This is a genomic window from Pseudomonas sp. TE12508 (assembly GCF_056279485.1).
Genome location: NZ_JBWCCN010000002.1, coordinates 286,301 through 307,939 on the forward strand (window position 1 = coordinate 286,301; position 21,639 = coordinate 307,939).

The 21,639-nt window shown below is 57.9% G+C and carries 21 protein-coding genes and 1 tRNA gene; 12 read left to right on the forward strand and 10 right to left on the reverse strand.

What is annotated here, in order from left to right; translation table 11 throughout:
* The first annotated feature begins 99 nt into the window (after positions 1-99).
* A complete protein-coding gene (locus ACZ9IM_RS03635; RefSeq protein ID WP_476223395.1) occupies positions 100-840 on the forward strand; it encodes an amidotransferase in 741 nt (246 codons plus the stop codon).
* Between the two features lie 39 nt (positions 841-879).
* On the opposite strand, the gene ACZ9IM_RS03640 is transcribed toward ACZ9IM_RS03635, so the two are convergent.
* The 3 genes from ACZ9IM_RS03640 to ACZ9IM_RS03650 form a co-directional block, all read right to left on the reverse strand.
* Positions 880-1,851: a magnesium and cobalt transport protein CorA gene (locus tag ACZ9IM_RS03640; RefSeq protein WP_476223396.1), complete on the reverse strand. Its 972-nt coding sequence runs from the start codon at positions 1,849-1,851 to the stop codon at positions 880-882.
* 146 nt (positions 1,852-1,997) lie between these two features.
* Positions 1,998-2,720 carry a lysophospholipid acyltransferase family protein gene (locus ACZ9IM_RS03645; protein WP_427625224.1) on the reverse strand — a complete coding sequence of 241 codons (723 nt, stop codon included), beginning with the start codon at positions 2,718-2,720 and terminating at the stop codon, positions 1,998-2,000.
* Positions 2,721-2,934: 214 nt separating this feature from the next.
* Entirely contained in the window at positions 2,935-3,624 is a 690-nt protein-coding gene (locus tag ACZ9IM_RS03650) for a crotonase/enoyl-CoA hydratase family protein (protein ID WP_008073002.1), read from the reverse strand.
* Positions 3,625-3,932: 308 nt separating this feature from the next.
* Here ACZ9IM_RS03650 and ACZ9IM_RS03655 point away from each other — a divergent pair.
* The 8 genes from ACZ9IM_RS03655 (at position 3,933) to ACZ9IM_RS03690 (ending at position 7,354) form a co-directional block, all read left to right on the forward strand.
* Positions 3,933-4,022: transfer RNA gene (locus tag ACZ9IM_RS03655), tRNA-Ser, on the forward strand.
* A gap of 253 nt (positions 4,023-4,275) precedes the next feature.
* Positions 4,276-4,596, forward strand: coding sequence for a YbjQ family protein (locus ACZ9IM_RS03660; RefSeq protein ID WP_007902143.1), 321 nt, complete (start codon positions 4,276-4,278; stop codon positions 4,594-4,596).
* A gap of 146 nt (positions 4,597-4,742) precedes the next feature.
* Positions 4,743-4,937: a hypothetical protein gene (locus tag ACZ9IM_RS03665; protein ID WP_008072999.1), complete on the forward strand. Its 195-nt coding sequence runs from the start codon at positions 4,743-4,745 to the stop codon at positions 4,935-4,937.
* A gap of 339 nt (positions 4,938-5,276) precedes the next feature.
* Positions 5,277-5,642: a glycine zipper domain-containing protein gene (locus ACZ9IM_RS03670; RefSeq protein ID WP_007902140.1), complete on the forward strand. Its 366-nt coding sequence runs from the start codon at positions 5,277-5,279 to the stop codon at positions 5,640-5,642.
* A 187-nt stretch (positions 5,643-5,829) separates the two neighbouring features.
* Entirely contained in the window at positions 5,830-6,255 is a 426-nt protein-coding gene (locus ACZ9IM_RS03675) for a glycine zipper domain-containing protein (protein WP_123496365.1), read from the forward strand.
* 128 nt (positions 6,256-6,383) lie between these two features.
* Positions 6,384-6,554 (forward strand): hypothetical protein, encoded by a 171-nt coding sequence (locus tag ACZ9IM_RS03680; protein ID WP_427625226.1) that lies wholly within the window; start codon positions 6,384-6,386, stop codon positions 6,552-6,554.
* A gap of 108 nt (positions 6,555-6,662) precedes the next feature.
* A complete protein-coding gene (locus tag ACZ9IM_RS03685; RefSeq protein ID WP_063342996.1) occupies positions 6,663-6,887 on the forward strand; it encodes a hypothetical protein in 225 nt (74 codons plus the stop codon).
* A gap of 101 nt (positions 6,888-6,988) precedes the next feature.
* Positions 6,989-7,354 carry a hypothetical protein gene (locus ACZ9IM_RS03690; protein WP_476223397.1) on the forward strand — a complete coding sequence of 122 codons (366 nt, stop codon included), beginning with the start codon at positions 6,989-6,991 and terminating at the stop codon, positions 7,352-7,354.
* A gap of 133 nt (positions 7,355-7,487) precedes the next feature.
* Here ACZ9IM_RS03690 and ACZ9IM_RS03695 read toward each other — a convergent pair whose 3' ends face one another.
* On the reverse strand, positions 7,488-7,913 hold the full coding sequence (locus tag ACZ9IM_RS03695; RefSeq protein ID WP_476223398.1) for a hypothetical protein: 426 nt from the start codon (positions 7,911-7,913) through the stop codon (positions 7,488-7,490).
* Positions 7,910-12,784 carry an RHS repeat-associated core domain-containing protein gene (locus tag ACZ9IM_RS03700; RefSeq protein WP_476223399.1) on the reverse strand — a complete coding sequence of 1,625 codons (4,875 nt, stop codon included), beginning with the start codon at positions 12,782-12,784 and terminating at the stop codon, positions 7,910-7,912. Before ACZ9IM_RS03700 ends, ACZ9IM_RS03695 begins: the two co-directional genes overlap by 4 nt.
* 263 nt (positions 12,785-13,047) lie before the next feature.
* Between ACZ9IM_RS03700 and ACZ9IM_RS03705 the strand changes: the two genes are divergently transcribed.
* Complete coding sequence (locus ACZ9IM_RS03705; RefSeq protein ID WP_007902125.1) at positions 13,048-13,743, forward strand: HAD-IA family hydrolase; 696 nt, start codon at positions 13,048-13,050, stop codon at positions 13,741-13,743.
* A 180-nt stretch (positions 13,744-13,923) separates the two neighbouring features.
* Here ACZ9IM_RS03705 and ACZ9IM_RS03710 read toward each other — a convergent pair whose 3' ends face one another.
* Positions 13,924-14,670: a 3-oxoacyl-ACP reductase family protein gene (locus ACZ9IM_RS03710; RefSeq protein ID WP_476223400.1), complete on the reverse strand. Its 747-nt coding sequence runs from the start codon at positions 14,668-14,670 to the stop codon at positions 13,924-13,926.
* Between the two features lie 124 nt (positions 14,671-14,794).
* Between ACZ9IM_RS03710 and ACZ9IM_RS03715 the strand changes: the two genes are divergently transcribed.
* Positions 14,795-15,718 carry a LysR family transcriptional regulator gene (locus ACZ9IM_RS03715; RefSeq protein ID WP_476223401.1) on the forward strand — a complete coding sequence of 308 codons (924 nt, stop codon included), beginning with the start codon at positions 14,795-14,797 and terminating at the stop codon, positions 15,716-15,718.
* 147 nt (positions 15,719-15,865) lie between these two features.
* Here the strand turns inward: ACZ9IM_RS03715 and ACZ9IM_RS03720 are convergent, their stop codons facing one another.
* A complete protein-coding gene (locus ACZ9IM_RS03720) occupies positions 15,866-16,606 on the reverse strand; it encodes a phosphoadenylyl-sulfate reductase (protein WP_008074131.1) in 741 nt (246 codons plus the stop codon).
* Between the two features lie 173 nt (positions 16,607-16,779).
* On the opposite strand from ACZ9IM_RS03720, the gene thrH reads away from it, so the two are divergent.
* On the forward strand, positions 16,780-17,397 hold the full coding sequence (thrH, locus tag ACZ9IM_RS03725; protein WP_008074130.1) for a bifunctional phosphoserine phosphatase/homoserine phosphotransferase ThrH: 618 nt from the start codon (positions 16,780-16,782) through the stop codon (positions 17,395-17,397).
* 152 nt (positions 17,398-17,549) lie between these two features.
* Here the strand turns inward: thrH and pabB are convergent, their stop codons facing one another.
* From pabB to rloB, 3 genes are all read right to left on the reverse strand, one after another.
* Positions 17,550-18,887, reverse strand: a complete 1,338-nt coding sequence (pabB, locus tag ACZ9IM_RS03730) for an aminodeoxychorismate synthase component I (RefSeq protein ID WP_476223402.1) — start codon at positions 18,885-18,887, stop codon at positions 17,550-17,552.
* Positions 18,888-19,115: 228 nt separating this feature from the next.
* Positions 19,116-20,102, reverse strand: a complete 987-nt coding sequence (locus ACZ9IM_RS03735) for an alpha-L-glutamate ligase-like protein (protein ID WP_063343003.1) — start codon at positions 20,100-20,102, stop codon at positions 19,116-19,118.
* Positions 20,102-21,637, reverse strand: coding sequence for an osmotic stress tolerance membrane protein RloB (gene rloB / locus ACZ9IM_RS03740; RefSeq protein WP_427625236.1), 1,536 nt, complete (start codon positions 21,635-21,637; stop codon positions 20,102-20,104). Before rloB ends, ACZ9IM_RS03735 begins: the two co-directional genes overlap by 1 nt.
* Between the last annotated feature and the right edge of the window lie 2 nt (positions 21,638-21,639).

Consider the following 21,639-nt stretch of genomic DNA (forward strand, 5'->3'; position numbering starts at 1 on the left):
CCAAGGGACCGATGACGCGTTCCGGGGCTTGCCTTGCCACCGTGTTTCAAGGCAGGCTCTGGGGTGTGCATTATTCCCATCATGTGTCAGGTATTTTTTATGTCGTTACGCATCTGCATTCTGGAAACCGACATCCTGCGTCCGGAACTGGTCGATCAATATCAGGGTTACGGGCAGATGTTCCAGCGTCTGTTTTCGCAGCAACCCATCGCTGCCGAGTTCACCGTGTACAACGTGATGCAGGGCGATTATCCCAGCGATGACCTGACCTTTGATGCGTATCTGGTCACCGGCAGCAAAGCCGATTCCTTCGGCACCGACCCGTGGATTCAAACCCTCAAGACGTACCTGCTGAACCGCTACGAACGCGGCGACAAACTGTTGGGCGTGTGCTTCGGCCATCAACTGCTGGCGCTGCTGTTGGGTGGCAAGAGCGAGCGGGCGACCCAGGGCTGGGGAGTCGGCACCCACAAATACAAACTCGCGGCCAAGGCGCCGTGGATGAGCCCTCTGAGGGAGGAACTGACGCTGCTGATCAGCCATCAGGATCAGGTCACCGCGCTCCCGGAAAACGCCACGGTGATTGCTTCGAGTGATTTCTGCCCGTTCGCCGCGTACCACATTAACGATCAAGTGCTGTGCTTCCAGGGGCACCCGGAGTTCATTCACGATTACTCACGGGCGTTGTTGGATATTCGTCAGGAAGCGCTGGGCGAGCAGATTTATTCGAAAGGTATGGCCAGTCTTGAACACGAGCATCACGGCACGACCGTCGCAGAGTGGATGATGCGGTTTGTGGCGCACAAGCCTGAGGGTGAGGGTGAGTCGGTTAAGCCTTAAAGGCTTGCCCGCGAATTCGTTCAGACGCCTCAGTCCTGACTACAACCATCCCGACCGCTTGAAACTCGCCCACAAACCGACACACCCAATAGTAATAAACCCCAACACCCCGAAATACCCGTAATGCCAACTCAACTCTGGCATGTCCTCGAAGTTCATCCCGTAAATCCCCGCTATCGCCGTCGGGAACGCCAGAATCGCCGCCCACGCCGCGAACTTGCGCTGCACCACGCTCTGGCGTGACGCCTCCAGCAACACCCCGACCTCGATGGTCTGGCTGGCAATGTCCGCCAGGGTCGTCAGGTCTTCCATCTGCCGCGTGACATGAATCTGCACGTCGCGGAAATACGGGCGCATGTTCTTGTCGATGAACGGAAAGCTCAGCTTTTGCAGTTCCTCACCGATCTCCACCATGGGTGCCGCAAACCGGCGCAAGCGCAATACATCGCGGCGAAGGCCGTGGAGTTTCTGGATATCGCGCTCCTTCAGTGAACCGCAGAGGACATTGCTCTCCAGCTCATCGATCTCGGCATGGATCGCTTCGCCCATCGGCTGGTAGTTTTCAATCACGAAGTCGAGGATGGCATAGAGTACGAAATCCTCCCCATGCTCCAACAACAGCGGCCGCGCCTCACAGCGCTGTCGGACATACGCGTAGGAAGCCGAATGTCCATTGCGTGCGGTAATGATGTAACCCTTGCCGGCGAAGATATGAGTCTCGATGAACTGCAGTTTGCCTTCATTGCGGATAGGCGAATACGTGACGATAAACAGCGCGTCGCCGAACGTCTCCAGCTTCGGTCGGCTGTGTTTTTCCAGGGCATCTTCGATGGCCAGTTCGTGCAGATTGAACTGGCGTTGCAGATTGAACAGCTCCTGGGCGTTCGGTTCTTCGAGGCCAATCCACACAAAATGGCCAGGCTTGGCAGCCCAGGCAGCGCCTTCGTCGAGGGTGATATTGGTGACTTTTTTACCGGCGCTGTAAACCGCAGCAGCAACGACTCTACCCATGATTTTGGTTCACTTCTTATTAGCGCTTTGTATTAGCAAAAATGCCGTGGCAAGCAGGATTCAGCTTAACCTTGTCTGCTGCTTGAGAGTCAGCAAAATCTGTAGAGTTCGCAGGCAAAAGAAAACCCGCACAGGGCGGGCTTCTTTCAGGCGGCCTGCAGTTGCCGATCCATCGAGTCGATGCACTCGCGCATCTGCTCACGGCACTGGGCGATCAGCATCGGCATATCATCCAGACTCAATCCAGCCGTAGGAATCGCCGGCAGCGAACGGATCAGAATTTTCCCACTGCGCCAGCGGTTCAATCGCATGTGTTTGACGTAACTGCTGACACACACCGGAACAATCGGCACGCCTGCGGCAATCGCCATCTGGAACGCACCTTTTTTGAACGGCAGCAGTTCTTCGCCGAGGTTGCGCGTGCCTTCCGGGAAGACCCAGATCGAGGTGTCTTCATGCTGCAAGGTGCGAGTCGTGGTCAGCATCGACTGGCGTGCCTTGTGCGCATTGCCGCGGTCGATCAACACATTGCCGGCCAGCCAGAACAACTGCCCGAACAAAGGCACCCACTTCAGGCTCTTCTTGCCAATGCACACGGTGCGGCGGGGCACCACGTTGCCGAACACAAACAGATCGTAGTTGGACTGGTGGTTGGCAATGATCACGCAGCTGTCAGGCTTATCCATTAATGGCCCGACGTCGGCCTTCACTCGCAAACGCAGAATGCACATCGCCGGCCACGCGTATAAACGTGCGCATAAACGGCTGTTGTCCGGATTGAACGGCCGGCACAGACCGAGAATCACCCCAAGCATGCCGGCCAGAATAAAGTGCAAGCCCATCAATAACATACGAAACAAAAACAGCATTTAAAGGGCCCACCGGGACAAAAGGTGGCGCAGTGTACGGATGTGCACTGTTTTCGGCAATTGCCGCTATAGAAGTGGGAGATAGCCGATGTTTGAGCGCTTGTTTCCGACTTATGGGTCAGATGCGGTTTAGAGCGGTTGTAAGGTTTTAAACCAAGCGGGCAAGAAAAAGCCCGATACGACGGTCGGGCTTTTCGGTACAGCGCGTTCGGGCTTAACCCATATGCTCCTGATCCAGGATGATCGCGTTGTCCAGCGTCTCCAGCAACGCCTTGCGCACTTTCAGCTTGGTGTTTTTATGGGCGGTCATGTTGAGCTTCTTCAACTGACGAGCCGCTGCCAGCGCTGCGCCTTGCAGCTCTTCGGCCGACACCACCACATCAAGGAAGCCGGCATCCACAGCACTCTGCGGATTGAACATCTCGGCATTGATCACCGCACGATGAAACGCCGACTTGCGCAGACGATCACGCGCCAGTTCGATACCGGCGTGGTGCATGGTCATGCCGATCTGCACTTCGTTCAGGCCAATGCTGAACGGGCCATCGACACCAATGCGGTAGTCAGCCGACAACAGAATAAACGCACCCTTGGCCACCGCATGCCCAGGGCACGCCACGACCACCGGGAACGGGTGCGACAGCAGGCGACGAGCCAATGTCGACCCAGCTGCCACTAGCGCTCTGGCCTCGTTAGGGCCGGCCGTCATCACCTTCAAGTCGTAACCGCCCGAAAAAATCCCCGGCTGACTGGTAATGATCACCACCGCCCGATCCGCCACCGCCCGATCCAGCGCAGCGTTAAACGCAACAATCACATCCGGTGAGATGGCATTGACCTTGCCATTGCTCAAGGTCAGGGTCGCGATACCGTCTTCGAGATGGTAAGAAATCAACTCACTCATGACGCCAATCCTTCTAATAAAGTAGGGCAGACGTTACCCACCGCCGTAGGCCAGGTAAAGCGCCGTGACTGACCACCCGGTCACCCTTTTCCCCGCCCGGCAAGCGTTGCCGGCCACGCCAGCCGCGCATTCCCCTCTATATAGAAGAGGGCGTGAAGCCGGAGATTGGCGGGTTTGCCATGGCACGGCACCCGGCGGAACGACTAAATCGCTAACCGCATGAAAATTCTGCAAAAAAAGTTTGCCATCAGAAAAGCTTTCGACTACATTAGCGCGCCTCGACAGACAGAACATGTTTGACGAGATACGGTGAAGTGTCCGAGTGGCTTAAGGAGCACGCCTGGAAAGTGTGTATACAGGAAACTGTATCGAGAGTTCGAATCTCTCCTTCACCGCCAAATTCGATGTACACAAAACCCCTGATTTCGAGAGAAGTCAGGGGTTTTGTGGTTTCTGGTGTCTGGATTATTCAATCATGGCTGTCACTGGCGGCCCCCTTTTCAAGCTGCCCTCTAAGCCCCATTTCAGGTGAATTCCGCCCCCCTGTTAGACTGGCAACCCGCTCGACGGGAATCGATCTCTATACTCAATTCTCGCGCCGTTTTCCCATCGTTTCACCCAATCGACGGCAGCTCTGAACAAGGACATTTCATGATCACCACCACAACCCACACCATCGAAGGCCGGCAAATTACCGCATACCTGGACATCGTCAGCGCCGAGTCGGTGCAGGGCGTCAACGTGATCCGTGATCTATTTGCTGGTATGCGGGATTTTTTCGGTGGGCGCTCTCAAACGTTGGAGCGAGCATTGAAAGATGCGCGGATTCAGGCGACCGACGAGATCAAGGAGCGGGCGCGAGCGCTTCAAGCGGATGCAGTGGTAGGGCTCGATTATGAGATCAGCATGCCGGCCGGCAAGGGTGGGATGGTGGTGGTGTTTGTGACCGGGACGGCGGTCAAGCTGAGGTAGGACGCCGCGCTGGCCATTCGTCGGGCACGTAACAATCTGAATCACAAGTCCGAGAATGACCGGCTAGTCTCAAAATCCTGGGTGGTGGATATTTTTCAGGCAAATAGGGCTTGCCGGTATCGACCCGTTTTGAGAGGAGCGAAGATATGACTGAGCCGTATATCGAAGACGACGGGGCGGAGTTTCCAATCAATAATTGCGTGCAGTGTGGTCAGACGGACTATGTGCCGAGCTTCGGTGAAGACCGTATCAAAATCAACAAAATCAAATCTACGGTACCTCGAACTCGAGGGCCGAAATCGAAATTCATGCCCAAGCTGGGTGCGCCTTCCCGGAAGTAAACAGTGACTCGTACGAACCCCGCCATTGAGCGGGGTTTCTTGTTTTTGAAGGGAAAAAAGCATGCTTGGAGGCAGTGCGGGGAAATGTCCTACAGTCATGCAGGTTTTTTCACAAACTTTTCACACCTGCCTACGTAGTCTCAGCTCATCCGTTAGAAAGCAGTACCCTGGCCCGTCTCCCCAGCGGGCTTTTTTTTGCCTGTCATAAAACCTTTTCCATAAATGCTGTCCAACCGTCGCCAATGACGAGGTTGTTCCGTGTTTGTGTCTGGACTTTGCCTCCTCTAAAGCATTCAATCTCCGGCCTTTCGGTTTCCCCCTTTTTTTGAGGTTCTCGTTATGCGTTTGACACTGCCTGCTCTGGTTCTGGGCCTTTTGGTTGCTCAAGGTGCGATGGCTGCCGGTGATGGCACTGCTGCGCTCGGTGGTGGTCTGGGTGGCGCACTGGGTAATGTGGTCGGTCAGAAAATGGGCGGCAGCACAGGTGCAGCGATTGGTGCCGGCGTAGCGGGCGCAGCTGGCAGTGCTGTTGCAGCACGCAAAGGCAGCCGCACCAAAGCGGCCATCGGCGGCGGTGTCGGCGCGGCGGGCGGGTCGGTAATCGGCAACAGCCTGGGCGGCAAGACTGGCTCCACTATCGGTGCAGGCCTGGGTGGTGCATTGGGCGGCGGCGTGGGCAGCAATCTGTCCAAAAAAGGCCATTGATCCCAAGATGATCCGCTGAAGAAGCCCGGCTCAATGCCGGGCTTCTTCGTTTTGGAACGTTTCTGAAGTATGTGGCTCAAATCTCTTACAGCCGGTATCTGATTTGCTGTTCAACAGACGCAGATGCCAGACTGATGCCTATCCGCGGCACGATCTTCCCCCGATGCGGAAATTAGAGGTTCATATCATGCGTTTGACATTGTCCACGGTGGTTTTAGGACTTTTGATTGCTCAGGGTGCGATGGCTGCCGGCGACGGCACCGCTGCAGTGGGCGGTGGTCTTGGCGGCGCGTTGGGTAACGTGGTCGGCGGTCAACTAGGCGGCAGCACAGGAGCCGCGGTTGGCGCTGGTGTCGGTGGTGCGGCGGGCAGCGCGGTCGGTGCGCGCAAGGGCAGTCGAACAGAAGCGGCTGTTGGCGGCGGTATCGGCGCCGCAGGCGGCTCGGTGATCGGCAATAGTCTGGGCGGCTCCACCGGTTCGACCATTGGCGCTGGTGTGGGCGGTGCAGCCGGTGGCGCGGTGGGCAGCAACCTGGGTAATGACAGCGGCAGCTCGCATTCCGGTGGCGGCAACCACAAACACAAGCATAAAAATAAGTACAAGCATCGCTAACTCGATATCGAGTGACAGTAAAAACCCGGCCCAGTGCCGGGTTTTTCGTTTCTGTCACCAGGACTCTGGAACGTTTGCCCGTAGGACGCCTCGAACTTCATACACCCCCGAACGTTGTGAGGCATGTCATGACTCCGGAAACAGAAGGCATGGAAGATGAAGGTCCAATCAATGATCCTGGCAACGAAGATCCGGGGTCTCTGATGGACGACGCCACGGTGCCGCTCAACGATGCCGATGACGCAGGCGATGTGGGCAACTATGAAAATGATGAGTATGACGAGGAAGACGACGAGTGATCGTGCTTTGCGGTCCGGCCGACCGATCGTCCTTCTGATCGAACCGCATCTATCGTGTTGTCCTCGAAATATCAGGATCTGCTTTTCAGGTCCATTGAGAGGTGCGTTATGAACGCTGATCCAAAAGACTCCGATATCGACGACGATACCCCCGAATACCCGCTGCCTTCACCCACCGACTCCCTGAGTCGCGACCAGCGCCCGCCCGACGATGACGACACCGGCGTGGAGCAGGTGCCCACCGATACCGATGATGTGAAGCGCGGGGATGTGGAAGCCCATCCCGATGACCCGGACATTGCCGGTGACGATCTATCGGGAGAACCGAGCTGAAACCTGCGCAGCGATCCATCGCCGCTCGTCGATTGCGCGGCACCTTTAGAAAGCGACTGCTGCCAGAGATCAGGTAAAGCACTCTTTAAAGGAGGTGCGCCATGATCAGGTCAAAACTGACGACCCTGACGGTGGTCGGCTTATTGTCGATCAGTTCATTGGCGGCGTTTGCTCAATCTTCTGGCCGCGATGCGCCGGTCGACAAGGGCGGGATGCCGCCATACTCGGAAATGAATGCGGGCGCCTCGGATGGGAAGGTGCCGCCACCGGACACCATTGGTGGTGGGAATGGTGGTGATGCCAACGGGAGTAGCACCAGCCCGGGGGAGGGAAGTGGGTCGATGAGCGGTGGAAGTTCGATGGGGAGTGGTTCTGGAAGTGGGTCTGGAGAGTCAGGTGATTTTGAGATAAATGAGACCGCTGACGGAGCAGGAAGTGGAGATAAGGTCGGTGGTTCTGGCGGCTGAGTCAGAGTGTTTATCGTAGAGTTGAGCCCAGCGTCGAGCTGGGCTTTGGATGTTTTGACAGGCGTAACTAATGCTTGACGTTTTGCGCAATCAGCGTCTTGCGTGAGTTCATGATTCTATATTGTTGGTTGTTTTATTGAGTATTATCTTCAGGTTTTTTTTGTATTTTAATAATTAATGACTCGATCCAGTTTTTATAGAAGGTTCTTTGCTCTTCAATATTGCTAGTAATATTTTCGTCTTCGTAGTCGAAAATTCGTACCATGTCCTCTTCTTCGCTAGATTTTCCAAGTTTAAGTTCGTATGCGACCAAGCCGCTAGACATTTGGGATGACATTCGTGAAGGATGAACATTTAATTTGGCGCCTTTACACAAGAATTTTATCTCGGGATGGTCGGCTCTTAACATGCCAAAGCATACGTAAAGGTCAGAGGCTGTATAAACTTTTTTTAAACCACTTTGCATCGTGAATGTGAGTGTCGGTTTTTTTCTGTCGCATTCGATTGTGGCCCTTTCTATGACGCCATGATTGTTTATTAAAATCTCTATAGTTTTCATGGTTGTTTCCTGAAAGGGTTGGGTATTGAGTAGCCCTTATAGCTACCATCATCATAGACGGGAGTGGCGCCCACGATGTCGTGATTTTTTATTCCTCCTGGGATTGCTATCTCAGCCTCACGCCGATGTGGTGACATCATGCCCAGTTCTTTATTTACATCGATGCCGCGAATGTTTTTCAGAACATATATATAGCCGTCGGCAAGACCGTAGCCTGTGGCAAACTTTTTTGCCTCTTTTTCGTTTGTCGTAGTGCTGACAAAATAACTGGGAGGGCTTCTGTTATCTGATGCATGCAGAAACAGATCTGTACTGTCTCCCAAGGGCTCAAATCCTGCCTCAAAAATTTCCCATGGTTCTCGGTCGTCACCACGGTATAAATAATAGTTCTCTTGTTTTGGATTTGGGGTTCCGGGCTCCCCCTCATCAACCCCCACCTTACCCGCCGGATCCACATCCCCAAACGACGGCTTCTTACACCCATCCCCTCCCGGACACTCACTCAACCCCAACGGATCAACCCAGCCCGTCGGATTGCGCGTGTATTGATACCCGTTTAACCCACCCGCCAACTTACTCGGGTCCGGTGTCAGGTACCGCCCGACATCCGGGTTGTAGTACCGGTGCCGGTTGTAATGCAGGCCGGTTTCGGCGTCGAAATACTGGCCTTGAAAGCGCAGCGGCTGATCGAGGACCTGGTGAGTGTCGCGGTTCAGGCGGGTGAGGCGGCCGTAGGCGGTGTATCGGGCGGCCCAGATGATGTCGCCGCTGTAGTCGGTGAGTTCTTGCGGTGTTCCGAGGTGGTCGAGTTGGTAGTAGAACGGGCAGGCTTGACGTGGGCCTTTGCCGTCGAGCATGGCCAGTGGACGGAAGGTGCCGGGTTCGTAGATGTAGCTTCGATGGTGATCCTGGCTGTGTTCGGCGACGAGGTGGTCGCCTTGCCAGAAGAACTCGGTGGTTTTGCCGTCGACGGATTTGCTGATACGGCGGCCGAAGGCGTCGTAGCGGTAAGTGGCTTGGCTGCCATTGGGCAGGGTGGCGCCGATCAACCGGTGCTGGCAGTCGTAGTGGTATTCGGTGACGAGTTTTTGCGCGGTGCCGCGACGCTCGCGGATCAGGTTGCCGAAGGCGTCGTAGTCGTAATGTCGATCGCCTTGTATCAGCAGGCGATTACCCAGCACCTTCGCAACGCCGGAACGATCCTGCATCAACAGATTGCCGGCCGGGTCGTGGGCGAAGCTTTCCGGTGATTGGTCTCGGGAATGGCGGACGCGGATCAGGCGGTCGAGCGAGTCGTATTGGTAGCTGCGCTGGCCGTGGCGGGTGTCGGCGATGTGGTCGAGATTGCCGTTGGTGTTGTAGGCATAGTCGCGACGGTACAGCGGATGTCGATGTTGGCTGACAGCATGGGCCTTCAGCCGGCTCTGGTCGTCGTAGGCGTATTCGCTGAGCAACAGACCCTGTTGGCGGTTTTGTTCGCGACCGAAGGCAAACTGGTGGGTGGTGAGTCGTGTGCCATTGAGGTCAATGGCCGTCAGCGCGCCACCCTTGGCGCGGTGATAATCGAGTTTGCTGTTGTCTGGCAGGCGCAGGTGATTGAGTCGGCCGCAGGCGTTGTAGCGATAACGCAATGTGCCCCAACTTTGATGCTCGGTGATCAGCCTGTCCTGGGCGTCGTATTCGAACTCCAGCGGATGGTCGTGGCCGTCATCGACACTGACCAGTCGGCCGAGGCGGTCATAGCGGTACTTGACCTTGACGCCATCGGGCAGGGTCTTGACCAACAGACGTCCAGCCGAGTCCCGCTGATAGCCGGTGATCAGCTGCGAGTCGTCATCACCGAACTCGGTTTTCTCCTGCAGGTGGCCGTTGAGATCGTAGCTGTAAGCGGTGCGGCGGCCGTCGAAGCCGGTTTCCTGTCGGATCAGGCCGTTGGGCGTGTAGTCCAGCCGATATTGTTCACCAGATTCGTTTTCGATTTCCGTGAGTCGTAACTGCGCGTTGTCGTAGCGATAACGCAGTTGTGTGCCATCGGGATTGATCCGGCGGCTGACCAGATGTAAATCGTCGGAGTACTCATAGCGAGTGACGCGGCCCAGTTCATCGCGCTCGGCGGTGATCTTGCCATAGGCGTTGTAACTGAAGGCGCGACTGGCGCCGGTGGGACGCGTCGTCTGAACCAGTCGCCCGACGGCATCCCATTGGTACTGGGTGAGCGCACCGTGCTCGTCCTGACGGGTCGTCTGTCGACCTAACGCATCGTAGGAAAAGCGCCGCTGACTACCGTCCGGCAAGGTCTCTTCGAGTAGTTGTCCCAGTCCGTTCCAGATGAAGACATGCCGGCTGTTGTCCGGGAAGCGGATCGACAGCAAACGCCCCTGAGCGTCGTGGTGGTAGTGAGTGACCTGGCCGTCCGGATCGGTGGCTTCGGTAACATCCCCCTGGGCATTGCGTTGATACTTCCACACCGCTTTGCCGCGATAGCGTGCATGCAGGAAACCATTGCGGTATTCGTAGGATGTTGGCTCGTCTTGCGGCGGAACCTGCGCGACCAACCGTCCGACTTCGTCGTAACGGTATTCAGTGATCGCCCCGAGCGGATCCTGTTCGGCTACCAACCGGCCATTGTCGTCGTAGGCCTTAAGGTGTTCGCCGCCATCCAGCTCGACCCGACGCACCAGCCGCGCCCGATCATCGTGGACATAAACCTCTTGGCTGCCATCGATGTTCTGGACGGTGACGCCGCCCTGGTCGTCCCAGACATAACGCGTGTCCATCTGGGAAAACGACGCCCAATGCCGCACGCATCGCGCGGCCTTGCCAGACCTTTCCCACTCCCAGAAGAAACTCGCGCCACCGGCCAGTTGCCGCTGCAGAATCACGTGCTGGTCGTCGTAATCGTAACGCTCGCTTTCACCGGCGGCATTGGTTGCTTCGATCAAGCGTTGGCGGGCGTCGTAGCGATAGAAAACCAGCGTCTGCTCTGTATGCCAGGCTTCACCCACGGTATCGGTGGGATGAAACGACTGATATTCAATGGCGACGAGGTGCCTGCGCTCGTAGCGCAACAGCAGGGAACGACCGGCGCCGTTATCGAGGCGTTGAATGCGATCCTGACGGTCGCGAGTGATGTGGAGGCGGTTGTTGTAGACGTCGCTGATCGCCGTCAAGCGACCCTCTCGAAAGTGATAGAACCGGCTCGTCTCGCCGGCCAACGCGAGAATCAACTCTTGCGACTCATTCCCAAGGTAAATCGCTGCCCGCGACAGGCTGTTATGAATCGCCGGACGCTCGACGCTTGGCAACGGAAAGGTGGTGCGACGGTTTTCATGGTCGATCCAGACGACCTGTTCATCGTCCAGCTCCAACCGCTGTGCCAGCGAATGGCTCCAGCCCCAGCCCAGTCCGCAATCGATTTTCGCCGCGCTGGTGCGGTACAACCGGGTAAAGGCAAACGGTAGCAGCCCGTCCAGCGAACCGTCGGTGAGGGTCAGCAGCTCTTCACCGGTGACCATCGACACCGGGCAGCCGTTGGTGCAGGTCCGTGCCGCGCAATCGGCGCTGTCGCCGTTGGGGTTTTTCGCCTGACTCGATGCATCGTCGTGAGGTTCGTGACGGCCCAGCCGGGTCATGGCGTTGGACTTGTCGCGAGCAATGGCGACTGGATTGTTCACCTGCACAACCGGTGAGTCGCCGGCGCTGATCTGTAGCGGAACCGTTGGTGCAGGTTTCAGCGGTGCATTTCGCGCACTGACCACGAGCGGTTTGAGCGCGCCAGCGTGGGCTGTCAGGTCAGATTTGGCCGTTAGTTCGGCCAGTCGCAAACTGGCCGCCGCCAACCACTGTCGCGCCTGCCGGGACTTGATCTTGTCCAGTACTTTGGCGCTCATGCCGAGCTTCAGGCCCGTAGGGCCGGTGAGGCGCACCAGCAGGAAACTGATCAATAGTTCTGTACGAATTTGCGCCACGACTTCAGCGATGTACTGCGGCGGCAACATCTTTATCCAACTGATGAAGGCGGCGAGATGGATGAACATCAATGGCTCATCGCTCAACATCAGCAACACATTGGCGATGGCTTCAGCCGAGGCATTCAGCAGCGTCTCGAGCTCGCCTTGGGTCAGGTACTCAAGGAGTTTTTCGCTATTGGTTTGCAGGTCGGCCACCAGGGCGTAGACCTGCTTCACGTCATCCCACAAACCCTGCAGCGAACGCTCAAGGCCGCGCCAGTCGGCCTGTTGCAGCAGGCCGTAGCGCTGAGTGAAGGTTGCCTCGGAGAAACCTGCCCATAAAGGCTCGAATTCGCTCGACCATTCATTGCGCAACCAACCTTCCAGCTCGCCGATCACGCCTTGATAGGAGGCATAGAGCGCTTTGACGTGATCAGCGCAAACATTGGGAAAGAAGGTGATGCGATAACGCTGGCCGCGCCAGCAGTCGGGGATTTCGAGGATGCCGCTGGGGCCGATGGTTTCGTGAACGGGCTCACCGAACGTCAGTTCACCATTACGCTGCGAGATAACCGGTTCGAGCATCACCGGCGTATCGCCGATCGGCACGAAACGCGCGGCCTCAAACATATGAACCAGGGTCAATGGACCGCTGGCAGGGCACATGGCGAGCGTTGAACTGACAGGGGTAGTGGAGTCCTTCGGTGCGCTGAGCCGGACTTCGTTGCCGACCTTGAACACCTGCTCGACATCCAGTGCCCCACCGGTCCAGAAGTTTTCCGCCCAGGCCTCGTAGTCGTTGAGGCAGAGTCGAAAATCACCGAGCAATGCTTCGATGTCCGGCTGCTCGGGGTTCATGGCGGCGACCACCAGCAAGCCGATGGCATTGTTCAAGGCCAGGACCTTGTCAGGTTCGAACATTCGCAGTCCCTCGCGCTGATTAATCTGGAGCGCAAGACTTTGCGGGGGATCAACGAGGAAAGAAGTCGGGAAAAGAGGTGTTTGGTGTAGGGGAAGTCGCTAAATCATCGTGGGCGTCCTCGACACAGTTTTTTGTGTCCGCCAGGCATTGCCCGTTGCTCTCTGCCAACCGCGCTCGCTATGCTGCTGAACCCTTTAATCCATCACGACCCCGGCGTGCCTTAGCCGCTCTTGGGATGTCATGAGAAAACGGATCAGATGCGATGAATGCACCCTTGGATGAGTTCGGCCCGATCAAGGCCGTGATATTCGACATGGACGGCTTGCTGCTGGACACCGAGGGTATTTACACCGAGGTCACGTCCATTATTGCCGGGCGTTATGGCCGGACCTTCGACTGGAGCGTCAAACAGAACATCATCGGTCGTGGTGCGGGTGATCTGGCGCGCTATGTGGTCGAGGCGCTGGACCTGCCAATTACAGCCGAAGAGTTTCTGGTGATCCGCGAACCGCTGATGCGCGAGCGTTTTCCGACGGCGCTGGCGATGCCTGGCGCAGAGGAGCTGGTTAGGCACTTGAAGGCCAACAACATTCCTATTGCGGTGGGCACCAGTTCTTCACGTCAGTCGTTCGGCCAGAAAACCACCTTGCACCGCGACTGGTTTGCGCTGTTCGACTTCATCGTCACCGCGGATGACCCGGAAGTGGGCGCGGCCAAACCGGCGCCGGATATCTTCCTGACGGCGGCGCGGCGCCTGGGTGTCGCGCCCGAGGATTGCCTGGTGTTCGAGGATTCGCCGTTCGGTGTCACGGCGGCGAAAGCGGCGGGGATGACAGCGATTGCGATCCCGGATGCGGCGATGGCCGACGAAAAGTACGCACACGCCGATGGCATTCTTCGTACGTTGAAGGCGTTCAAGCCCAGCGCATGTGGCCTGCCGGCACTTGAGTGGGCTTAACACCTATCTGATGTGGGGCTTCTGTGGCGAGGGGGCTTGCCCCCGTTGGGGCGCGAAGCACCCCTGAAACCAGTCAGAGCGGTCTTGAATTAGAAAGCGGTTACCTGTTTTACGACTGCTTCGCAGTCGGACGGGGGCAAGCCCCCTCGCCACAGAAGCCCGCTCCCACAGTGACCTGTATCAGGCGCCGAAACCACCGTCGATGGTCAGGCTGGCACCGGTGATGTAGCCGGCTTCGGGGCCAACAAGATAAGCGACGAAGCTGGCGATTTCTTCCACTCTTCCATAACGACCCACGGCCATCAGCGGGATCAGGCTTTCAGCGAAGTCGCCGCTGGCGGGGTTCATGTCGGTGTCGACCGGGCCTGGTTGCACGTTGTTGATGGTGATACCCCGTGGGCCGAGGTCGCGGGCCAGGCCTTTGGTCAAGCCGACCAGCGCCGATTTGCTCATGGCGTACGGGCCACCACCGGCGAAGGGCATGCGCTCGGCATTGGTGCTGCCAATGTTGATGATGCGACCGCCTTCGGTCATATGTTTGGCGGCTTCCTGAGTGGCGATGAACACACTGCGCACATTGATCGCCAGGGTCTGGTCGAAGTCTTCGAGTTTGAAGTCTTCCAGCGGTGCGATGGCCAGAACGCCTGCGTTGTTGACCAGGATGTCCAGGCGACCGAAGGCTTCGACGGTGACCTTAACGGCATTGCGAATCGCGACGGCATCGGCGCTGTCGGCCTTGATGGCCAGGGCTTTGCCACCGTCGCTGGTGATGCTGTTTTGCAACTCTTCGGCTTTGGCGGTCGAGCTGACGTAAGTGAAGGCGACGGTAGCGCCTTCGGCGGCCAGGCGTTTGACGATGGCAGCACCGATGCCGCGTGAACCGCCTTGAATCAGAGCTACTTTACCGCTGAGGTGTTGAGTGGTCATGTCGATCTCCAGAAATTCAAGGCGGGCTGCCTTGTTGTTGGAGTCGAGTATCGGCTTCGCACTACTTCGCGGGTAGACCGTCATTGCTATAGTCTGTGTAAACCAGAAGTTTATAGTGACGCTTATGGAAACCTTCAGCAGTATCGAATGCTTCGTGCGTAGCGCCGAGGTTGGCAGCTTCGCCGAAGCGGCGCGGCGCTTGAGCCTGACGCCGGCGGCGGTGGGCAAGAGCGTTGCCAAGCTGGAGGCGCGACTGGGTGTGCGGCTTTTCCAGCGCAGCACGCGCAGCTTGACGCTGACTGAGGCCGGTCAGCTGTTTCTCGGCGAAGTCAGCGCCAGCCTGCATACGATCCAGAATGCCGTGGCCAACCTGGCCAGCGCCGAAGGACGTCCCGCCGGCACATTGAAAGTCAGCATGGGCACAGTGTTCGGGCGTTTGTACATCGTGCCGTTGCTGGGCGAGTTTCTGCAGCGCTTTCCGGCGATCAACCCGGACTGGCATTTCGATAACCGCCAGGTCGACCTGATCGGCCAGGGATTCGATGCGGCGATTGGTGGTGGATTCGAACTGCCGCAGGGCGTAGTGGCGCGCAAACTGACGCCAGCCCATCGGGTATTGGTAGCTTCAGCCGAGTACTTGGCGAAGCACGAGGCGATCATCGAGCCCGACGACCTCAAACACCACGACGGCATCTTGATACGGTCGCCACAGACGGGGCGCGTGCGTTCCTGGCTGTTGACCAGTCGCACCCGGCAACACAGCCCGCTGACGCTCAAGGCGCGGATGACCATGAGCGATTCGGAAGCCGCCTGCGCCACGGCGGCTCAGGGGTTGGGTATTGCATTGGTGAGCATGCCGTTTGCCGTGGGTTATCTGAATGCGGGGACGTTGCAGCGGGTGTTGCCTGACTGGTACGTCGATGACGGCAACATCTCCATCTATTACGCCGAACACAAACTGCTACCGGGCAAGACCCGGGCGTTTGTCGATTTCATCATTGAGCAGTTTGCGGAGCAGGGGTTGGGGCAGCGGTTCAGTGCGCTTTGAGCCTGATTTAGAACCGAGGTGCGGCCTTCGCGAGCAAGCCCGCTCCCACAGGGTTTTGAGTCGTATAGTAATGATGTAAACGACACAAAACCTGTGGGAGCGAGGCTTGCCCGCGATGAACGATAACGCGGTTTTAGACTGTGATTTTTAAGCCTTGGATTTGCTGATGATGTTCCCGGCATGCAGCCCGCATTCTTTCTGCGTGGCTTCTTCCCACCACCAACGACCTTCGCGCTCATGCTGGTTCGGCAACACCGGACGGGTGCAAGGCTCGCAGCCGATGCTGATGAAACCGCGCTCATGCAGGCTGTTGTACGGCAGCTCCAGCATGCGAATGTAGCCCCAGATCTCTTCGCTGGTCATTTGTGCCAGCGGGTTGAATTTGTACAGAGTGCGTTCCGGGGTAGAAAACGCGGTATCGATTTCCAGTACCGCGACCGCACTGCGGGTGCCCGGGCTCTGGTCCCGACGCTGGCCGGTGGCCCAGGCGGTCACGCCCGAGAGCTTGCGACGCAACGGCTCGATCTTGCGGATGCCGCAGCACTCGCCATGGCCGTCCTTGTAGAAACTGAACAGGCCTTTTTCCTTCACGAAAGGTTCGAGCTTGGTGTAGTCCGGCGATACCACTTCGATATCGATCTTGTAGTGCTCACGCACCTGTTCGATGAAGCGGTAGGTCTCGGGGTGCAAGCGACCGGTGTCGAGGCTGAACACCTTGACGTTCTTGTTCAGCTTCCAGGCCATGTCCACCAGCACCACATCCTCGGCGCCGCTGAAAGATATCCACAGGTCATCGCCGAACTCGGCGAACGCGAGTTTCAGGATGTCCTGAGCGGATTTGTTGGCATAGGTCGTGGCGAGTTCCACGACATCGAACGATGGGCTCATCAGGGCGGCTTCCTACAGGTCGGTGGCGCTGGGCGCTCTATATGCGTCGATGGTAACAAAATCCTGCGGTGGCTGGTGCGCCCTCTGCGTTGCACAGAGGAGGGCGAGTCGCTAGAGTTCGGCAGTCCTTTTGCTCGCTCGACTCAATAAACAGTACAAAATGGGAGTGTCTTGTGGAAATTGCCTGTCTGGATCTTGAAGGTGTGCTGGTCCCGGAAATCTGGATCGCCTTTGCCGAAAAAACCGGGATCGACTCCCTCAGGGCCACCACTCGGGACATTCCCGACTACGACGTGTTGATGAAGCAGCGCTTGCGGATTCTCGACGAGCACGGCCTGAAGCTTTCCGACATTCAGGAAGTGATCGCCACGCTAAAGCCTCTGGAAGGCGCCAGCGAATTCGTCGACTGGCTGCGTGAGCGCTTTCAGGTGGTGATTCTGTCGGACACCTTTTACGAATTCTCCCAGCCGCTGATGCGTCAACTGGGCTTTCCGACCTTGCTTTGCCATCGTCTGATTACCGACGATGCCGGTCGGGTCACGGGCTATCAGTTGCGTCAGAAAGATCCCAAGCGGCAGTCGGTATTGGCGTTCAAGAGCCTCTACTACCGGGTGATCGCGGCGGGGGACTCCTACAACGATACGACGATGCTGGGCGAGGCGGACGCGGGGATTCTGTTCCATGCACCGGACAATGTGATTCGTGAGTTTCCACAGTTCCCGGCGGTGCACAGCTTTGCGGAGTTGAAGCAGGAGTTCATCAAGGCTTCGAATCGGGCGTTGAGTTTGTAAACACAACATTGTGGCGAGGGGGCTTGCCCCCGTTCGGCTGCGAAGCAGTCGTAAACCGGTGCATGCGGTCTATTTGAAAATTCGCGGTGTCGGGTTTTGGGGGCGCTTCGCACCCCAACGGGGGCAAGCCCCCTCGCCACAGAAGCCTGATATCAGAGGTTTTGCAGTGTATCGAGCAGCACCTTCACCTTGGTTATCGATTCCTGATATTCCGCCTGCCAGTCCGAATCCGCGACGATCCCGCCGCCACCCCAGCAGCACACCTGTCCATCCTTGACCAGTAAACTACGGATGGCGATGGAACTGTCCATCTCGCCGCGTACGTCCAGGTACAGCAATGAACCGCAATACAATCCACGACGGGTCGGTTCCAGCTCATCGATGATCTGCATGGCACGAATCTTCGGGGCGCCGGTAATCGAGCCGCCGGGGAAGCTGCCGGCAATCAAGTCCAGCGCATCCTTGTTAGCCGCCAGCTCGCCGGTAACGCTGCTCACCAGGTGATGCACGTTCGGATAGCTTTCCAGACTGAACAACTCCGGCACCCGCACCGAGCCGATGCGGCAGGTTCGGCCGAGGTCGTTGCGCAGCAAATCGACGATCATCAGGTTTTCCGCGCGGTCCTTGGGGCTGGCCAGCAGTTCGGCGGCGTTCGCCGCATCTTCAACTGCAGTCAGACCGCGGGGGCGTGTGCCTTTGATCGGGCGGGTTTCGACGTGGCGCTCACTGACTTTGACGAAACGCTCTGGCGACAGGCTCAGCACGGCGTCGCCGTCGGGCAAGCTCTGGAAACCGGAAAAAGGTGTCGGGCACGCCGCCCGCAGCGCGCAGTACGCGGCCCATGGATCGCCCTGGCATTGCGCACGAAAGCGCTGGGCGAAGTTGACCTGATAGCAGTCGCCGGCCTGAATGTACTGCTGAATGCGTTCGAAGGCTTGTCGATAGTCGTCGGCGCTCAGGTCGGCACTCATCGGGCCGTCGAGTTTGAAAGGCTCGGTTTTCTGAGGTGCAGGTTGCGTGAACAGTTCGAGCAGCCGCTGCCGCTCGCTGTCGATCAGCGCCGGGTGGAACACCAGTTGGCTGGTGGCCAAGTGGTGATCGCTGATCAGGGCCCAGTCGTACAGTCCAAAACGTGCGTCAGGCAATTGCAGGTCGTCCCGCGCCTGGCTCGGCAGGTTTTCCAGATGCCGGCCGAAGTCATAGCTCAGATAACCGATCAGGCCACCGGCGAAAGGCAGGTCGAAAGGAGCAGTGGCTTTACCGAGTCGCTTCAGAGTGTCGCGAAGGCGTTGCAGGAAATGGCTGCCGCTTTCATCCGGTAACACAGCCAGTTGTTCCAGCGGCCAGGCACTGAGCAGGTCATAACGCCCACGCTCGGCGCTCGGCCGGCCGCTGTCGAGCAGCACGGCACCGGGGGCATGACGAATCGCCGCGAAGTATTCGGCGGGGTTGGCGCGATAGGGCAGCGGATGTACGGAGCAGGTCAGCATGGGCGGGGCAGATCAGCCATCGAGGCGGGGGAGCGATTGTAGTCCTCTGCGGGATTTGCTCCTAGAGGGGATGTCGGGGATTGGTAGATTGGCGACAAGGTTGAGGGCTGTTGATCGTTCCCACGCTCCGCGTGGTAATGCCGCCACGGACGCTCTGCGTCCGCCTGTGACGCGGAGCGTCACGGGATGCATTCCCACGCGGAGCGTGGGAACGATCAGTGTAAGGGATCAGCCCTCAACCGCTGGAATATGCCCAAACATTTCCTGAACGAACTCAACCCGCTCCTGAACCGTCTCAACAACCCCACGAGCCTTCAATTCTTCCAGTCGCGCTTCGACCGCGTGGGTACGCAACGTCAACCCGCAGTCGTTGGCGATCTGAATGTTCAACCCGGGCCGGGCGTTAAGCTCAAGAATCAACGGCCCTTTCTCTTGGTCGAGCACCATGTCGACACCGATGTAACCCAACCCGCACAGCTCATAGCAGCCGGCCGCGAGCTTCATGAAACCGTCCCAGTAGGGCAGTTGCACGCCGTCCACGGCGTTGGTGGTGTCCGGGTGTTTGTTAATGATGTTGTTCAGCCAGGTACCGCGCAATGTCAGGCCGGTGGCCAGATCGACACCGACGCCGATGGCGCCCTGGTGCAGGTTGGCCTTGCCGCCGGACTGGCGAGTCGGCAGGCGCAACATGGCCATCACCGGATAGCCCATCAGCACGATGATGCGAATGTCCGGCACACCTTCATAGCTGATGCTTTTGAAGATCTGGTCCGGGGTCACGCGGTACTCGATCAGCGCGCGGTCGCGGTGACCGCCGAGCGAATACAGGCCGGTCAGGATGCTGGAAATCTGATGCTCGATTTCCTCGTGACTGATGATCTTGCCCGACACCGTGCGATAGCGGCCCTCGAAGCGGTCTGCGATCACCAGAATGCCGTCACCGCCGGCGCCCTGGGCCGGTTTGACCACGAAATCGGTACGCCCGCCGATGATCTCGCCGAGGTTGTCGATTTCTTTCTCGGTGGAGATCACGCCGTACAGCTCCGGCACATGAATGCCGGCGGCGATGGCGCGCTCCTTGGTGATGATCTTGTCATCGACGATCGGGTACAGGCTGCGCTTGTTGTACTTGAGCACGTAGTCTGCGTTGCGCCGATTGATCCCCATGATGCCCCGGGCCTCAAGGGCTTTCCAGGTCTTCCAGAGACCGAACATCAGGCGTCAACCTTCTTCAGGAAAGCCTTGAAACGCACCAGCTCGGTCAGGCGGTAACCGCGATAGCGACCCATGGCCAGCATGAAGCCCACCAGAATCAGCAGGATCGCCGGGAAGGTGAACACGAAGTACACCAGCTCAGGCACGCTCATGATCAGGTGCGCCAAAGAGGCGGCGAACAGGGTACCGATCGCCACTTTCATGGCATGGCCGCCCCCGCGCTCTTCCCAGGTGATCGACAGGCGTTCGATGGTCATGGTCAGAATCACCATCGGGAACAGCGCCACCGACAAGCCGCGTTCCAGGCCGAGTTTGTGGCTGAACAGGCTGATCGCCGCGATCAGCACCACCACGAAGGTCAGCACCACCGATAGCCTCGGCAGCATTTGCAGCTTCAAGTGTTCAAGGTAGGAGCGCAGCGACAGCCCCAGCGCCGTAATGATCGTAAACAGCACAATACCAAAGCCGAGTTGGGTTTCCCGGAAGGCGAGGGCGATCAGCACCGGGGTAAAGGTGCCGAGTGTCTGAATGCCGATCAGGTTGCGCAGAATCAGGATCACCAGCACGCCGATCGGGATCATCACCATGATCATGAACGTCTGCTGGGTTTGCAGCGGCAAGCCGTACAGCGAGTATTCGAGGAAGTTGGCGTCGGAGTTTTCGTCGGTCAGCTTGGCCAGGCGAATGGCGTTCATTTCGCTGTTGTTCAGGCTGAAGGTGACGGTGGCTTTTTTGCCGCCATCGACGGTGATCAGGTTTTCATCGCCGGTCCACCACTGCAAGCGGTCGGTGGGCAGGCCCTGTTCGCCGGTTTCCGGGTTGAAGTACAGCCAGTCGGTGCCGTTGAAGCTGCGCAACCAGAGTTCAGGCATCTGTGGTTGATCGGCCACCAGGCGGATGGTGTGGACCTTTTCGATCGGCACGTGGGCGATGGACAGTACCAGCTCGACGATTCTGGCTTTGTTCGCGGTGGACGGATCGCCGCCCAGCAGCAGTTTCACGTTGTCGTCGTTGAGGTTATTGACGCGCTTGATGGCTTCGCCGATGAAGGTTTCGACGTCGGCCGAGTGTTGGCGGATCGGCGCGAGCAGGGCTTCGGCGGCGATTTTTTCCGGGCCTTCGACGGCAATGCTGTCGCGGAAGGTCGGGCCTTTGACCTTGGATTTTTCGCCGCTGTAGCGTTTGGTCAGCACCAGTCGGTAATAAAGGGTCTGATTGCCTTTGGCCCGACGCGCCGACCAGGTGACTTTGCGGTTGCCATCGACACGGTTCACCGCCACGCCGTAATTATTGGAAATGAAACTCTCGTTGAGGCTCACGTAGTCGCGGCTCAGCGGTGGCACGAACATCTGAATCTTGATCGGGTCTTTGGCATTGGCGACGAACTCGACCTTGGCGTCGATGTTCCACAAGTCGTCGGTAGCGTCTTCGGTCACCGGAATTCCGAGCACGAAAATCTGATAGGCCGTAACTGAAATGCCCAGCACCACCAGGATGGCGATCAGCAGTTTCAGATGGAGGGTAAGAGCGCGCATTG

Bases quoted from the DNA above. Each gene is read 5' to 3' on its own strand.
- ACZ9IM_RS03635 (WP_476223395.1), top strand. From the start codon at position 100: ATGTCGTTACGCATCTGCATTCTGGAAACCGACATCCTGCGTCCGGAA.
- ACZ9IM_RS03640 (WP_476223396.1), bottom strand. From the start codon at position 1,851: ATGGGTAGAGTCGTTGCTGCTGCGGTTTACAGCGCCGGTAAAAAAGTC.
- ACZ9IM_RS03645 (WP_427625224.1), bottom strand. From the start codon at position 2,720: ATGCTGTTTTTGTTTCGTATGTTATTGATGGGCTTGCACTTTATTCTG.
- ACZ9IM_RS03650 (WP_008073002.1), bottom strand. From the start codon at position 3,624: ATGAGTGAGTTGATTTCTTACCATCTCGAAGACGGTATCGCGACCCTG.
- ACZ9IM_RS03660 (WP_007902143.1), top strand. From the start codon at position 4,276: ATGATCACCACCACAACCCACACCATCGAAGGCCGGCAAATTACCGCA.
- ACZ9IM_RS03665 (WP_008072999.1), top strand. From the start codon at position 4,743: ATGACTGAGCCGTATATCGAAGACGACGGGGCGGAGTTTCCAATCAAT.
- ACZ9IM_RS03670 (WP_007902140.1), top strand. From the start codon at position 5,277: ATGCGTTTGACACTGCCTGCTCTGGTTCTGGGCCTTTTGGTTGCTCAA.
- ACZ9IM_RS03675 (WP_123496365.1), top strand. From the start codon at position 5,830: ATGCGTTTGACATTGTCCACGGTGGTTTTAGGACTTTTGATTGCTCAG.
- ACZ9IM_RS03680 (WP_427625226.1), top strand. From the start codon at position 6,384: ATGACTCCGGAAACAGAAGGCATGGAAGATGAAGGTCCAATCAATGAT.
- ACZ9IM_RS03685 (WP_063342996.1), top strand. From the start codon at position 6,663: ATGAACGCTGATCCAAAAGACTCCGATATCGACGACGATACCCCCGAA.
- ACZ9IM_RS03690 (WP_476223397.1), top strand. From the start codon at position 6,989: ATGATCAGGTCAAAACTGACGACCCTGACGGTGGTCGGCTTATTGTCG.
- ACZ9IM_RS03695 (WP_476223398.1), bottom strand. From the start codon at position 7,913: ATGAAAACTATAGAGATTTTAATAAACAATCATGGCGTCATAGAAAGG.
- ACZ9IM_RS03700 (WP_476223399.1), bottom strand. From the start codon at position 12,784: ATGTTCGAACCTGACAAGGTCCTGGCCTTGAACAATGCCATCGGCTTG.
- ACZ9IM_RS03705 (WP_007902125.1), top strand. From the start codon at position 13,048: ATGAATGCACCCTTGGATGAGTTCGGCCCGATCAAGGCCGTGATATTC.
- ACZ9IM_RS03710 (WP_476223400.1), bottom strand. From the start codon at position 14,670: ATGACCACTCAACACCTCAGCGGTAAAGTAGCTCTGATTCAAGGCGGT.
- ACZ9IM_RS03715 (WP_476223401.1), top strand. From the start codon at position 14,795: ATGGAAACCTTCAGCAGTATCGAATGCTTCGTGCGTAGCGCCGAGGTT.
- ACZ9IM_RS03720 (WP_008074131.1), bottom strand. From the start codon at position 16,606: ATGAGCCCATCGTTCGATGTCGTGGAACTCGCCACGACCTATGCCAAC.
- pabB (WP_476223402.1), bottom strand. From the start codon at position 18,887: ATGCTGACCTGCTCCGTACATCCGCTGCCCTATCGCGCCAACCCCGCC.
- ACZ9IM_RS03735 (WP_063343003.1), bottom strand. From the start codon at position 20,102: ATGTTCGGTCTCTGGAAGACCTGGAAAGCCCTTGAGGCCCGGGGCATC.
- rloB (WP_427625236.1), bottom strand. From the start codon at position 21,637: ATGCGCGCTCTTACCCTCCATCTGAAACTGCTGATCGCCATCCTGGTG.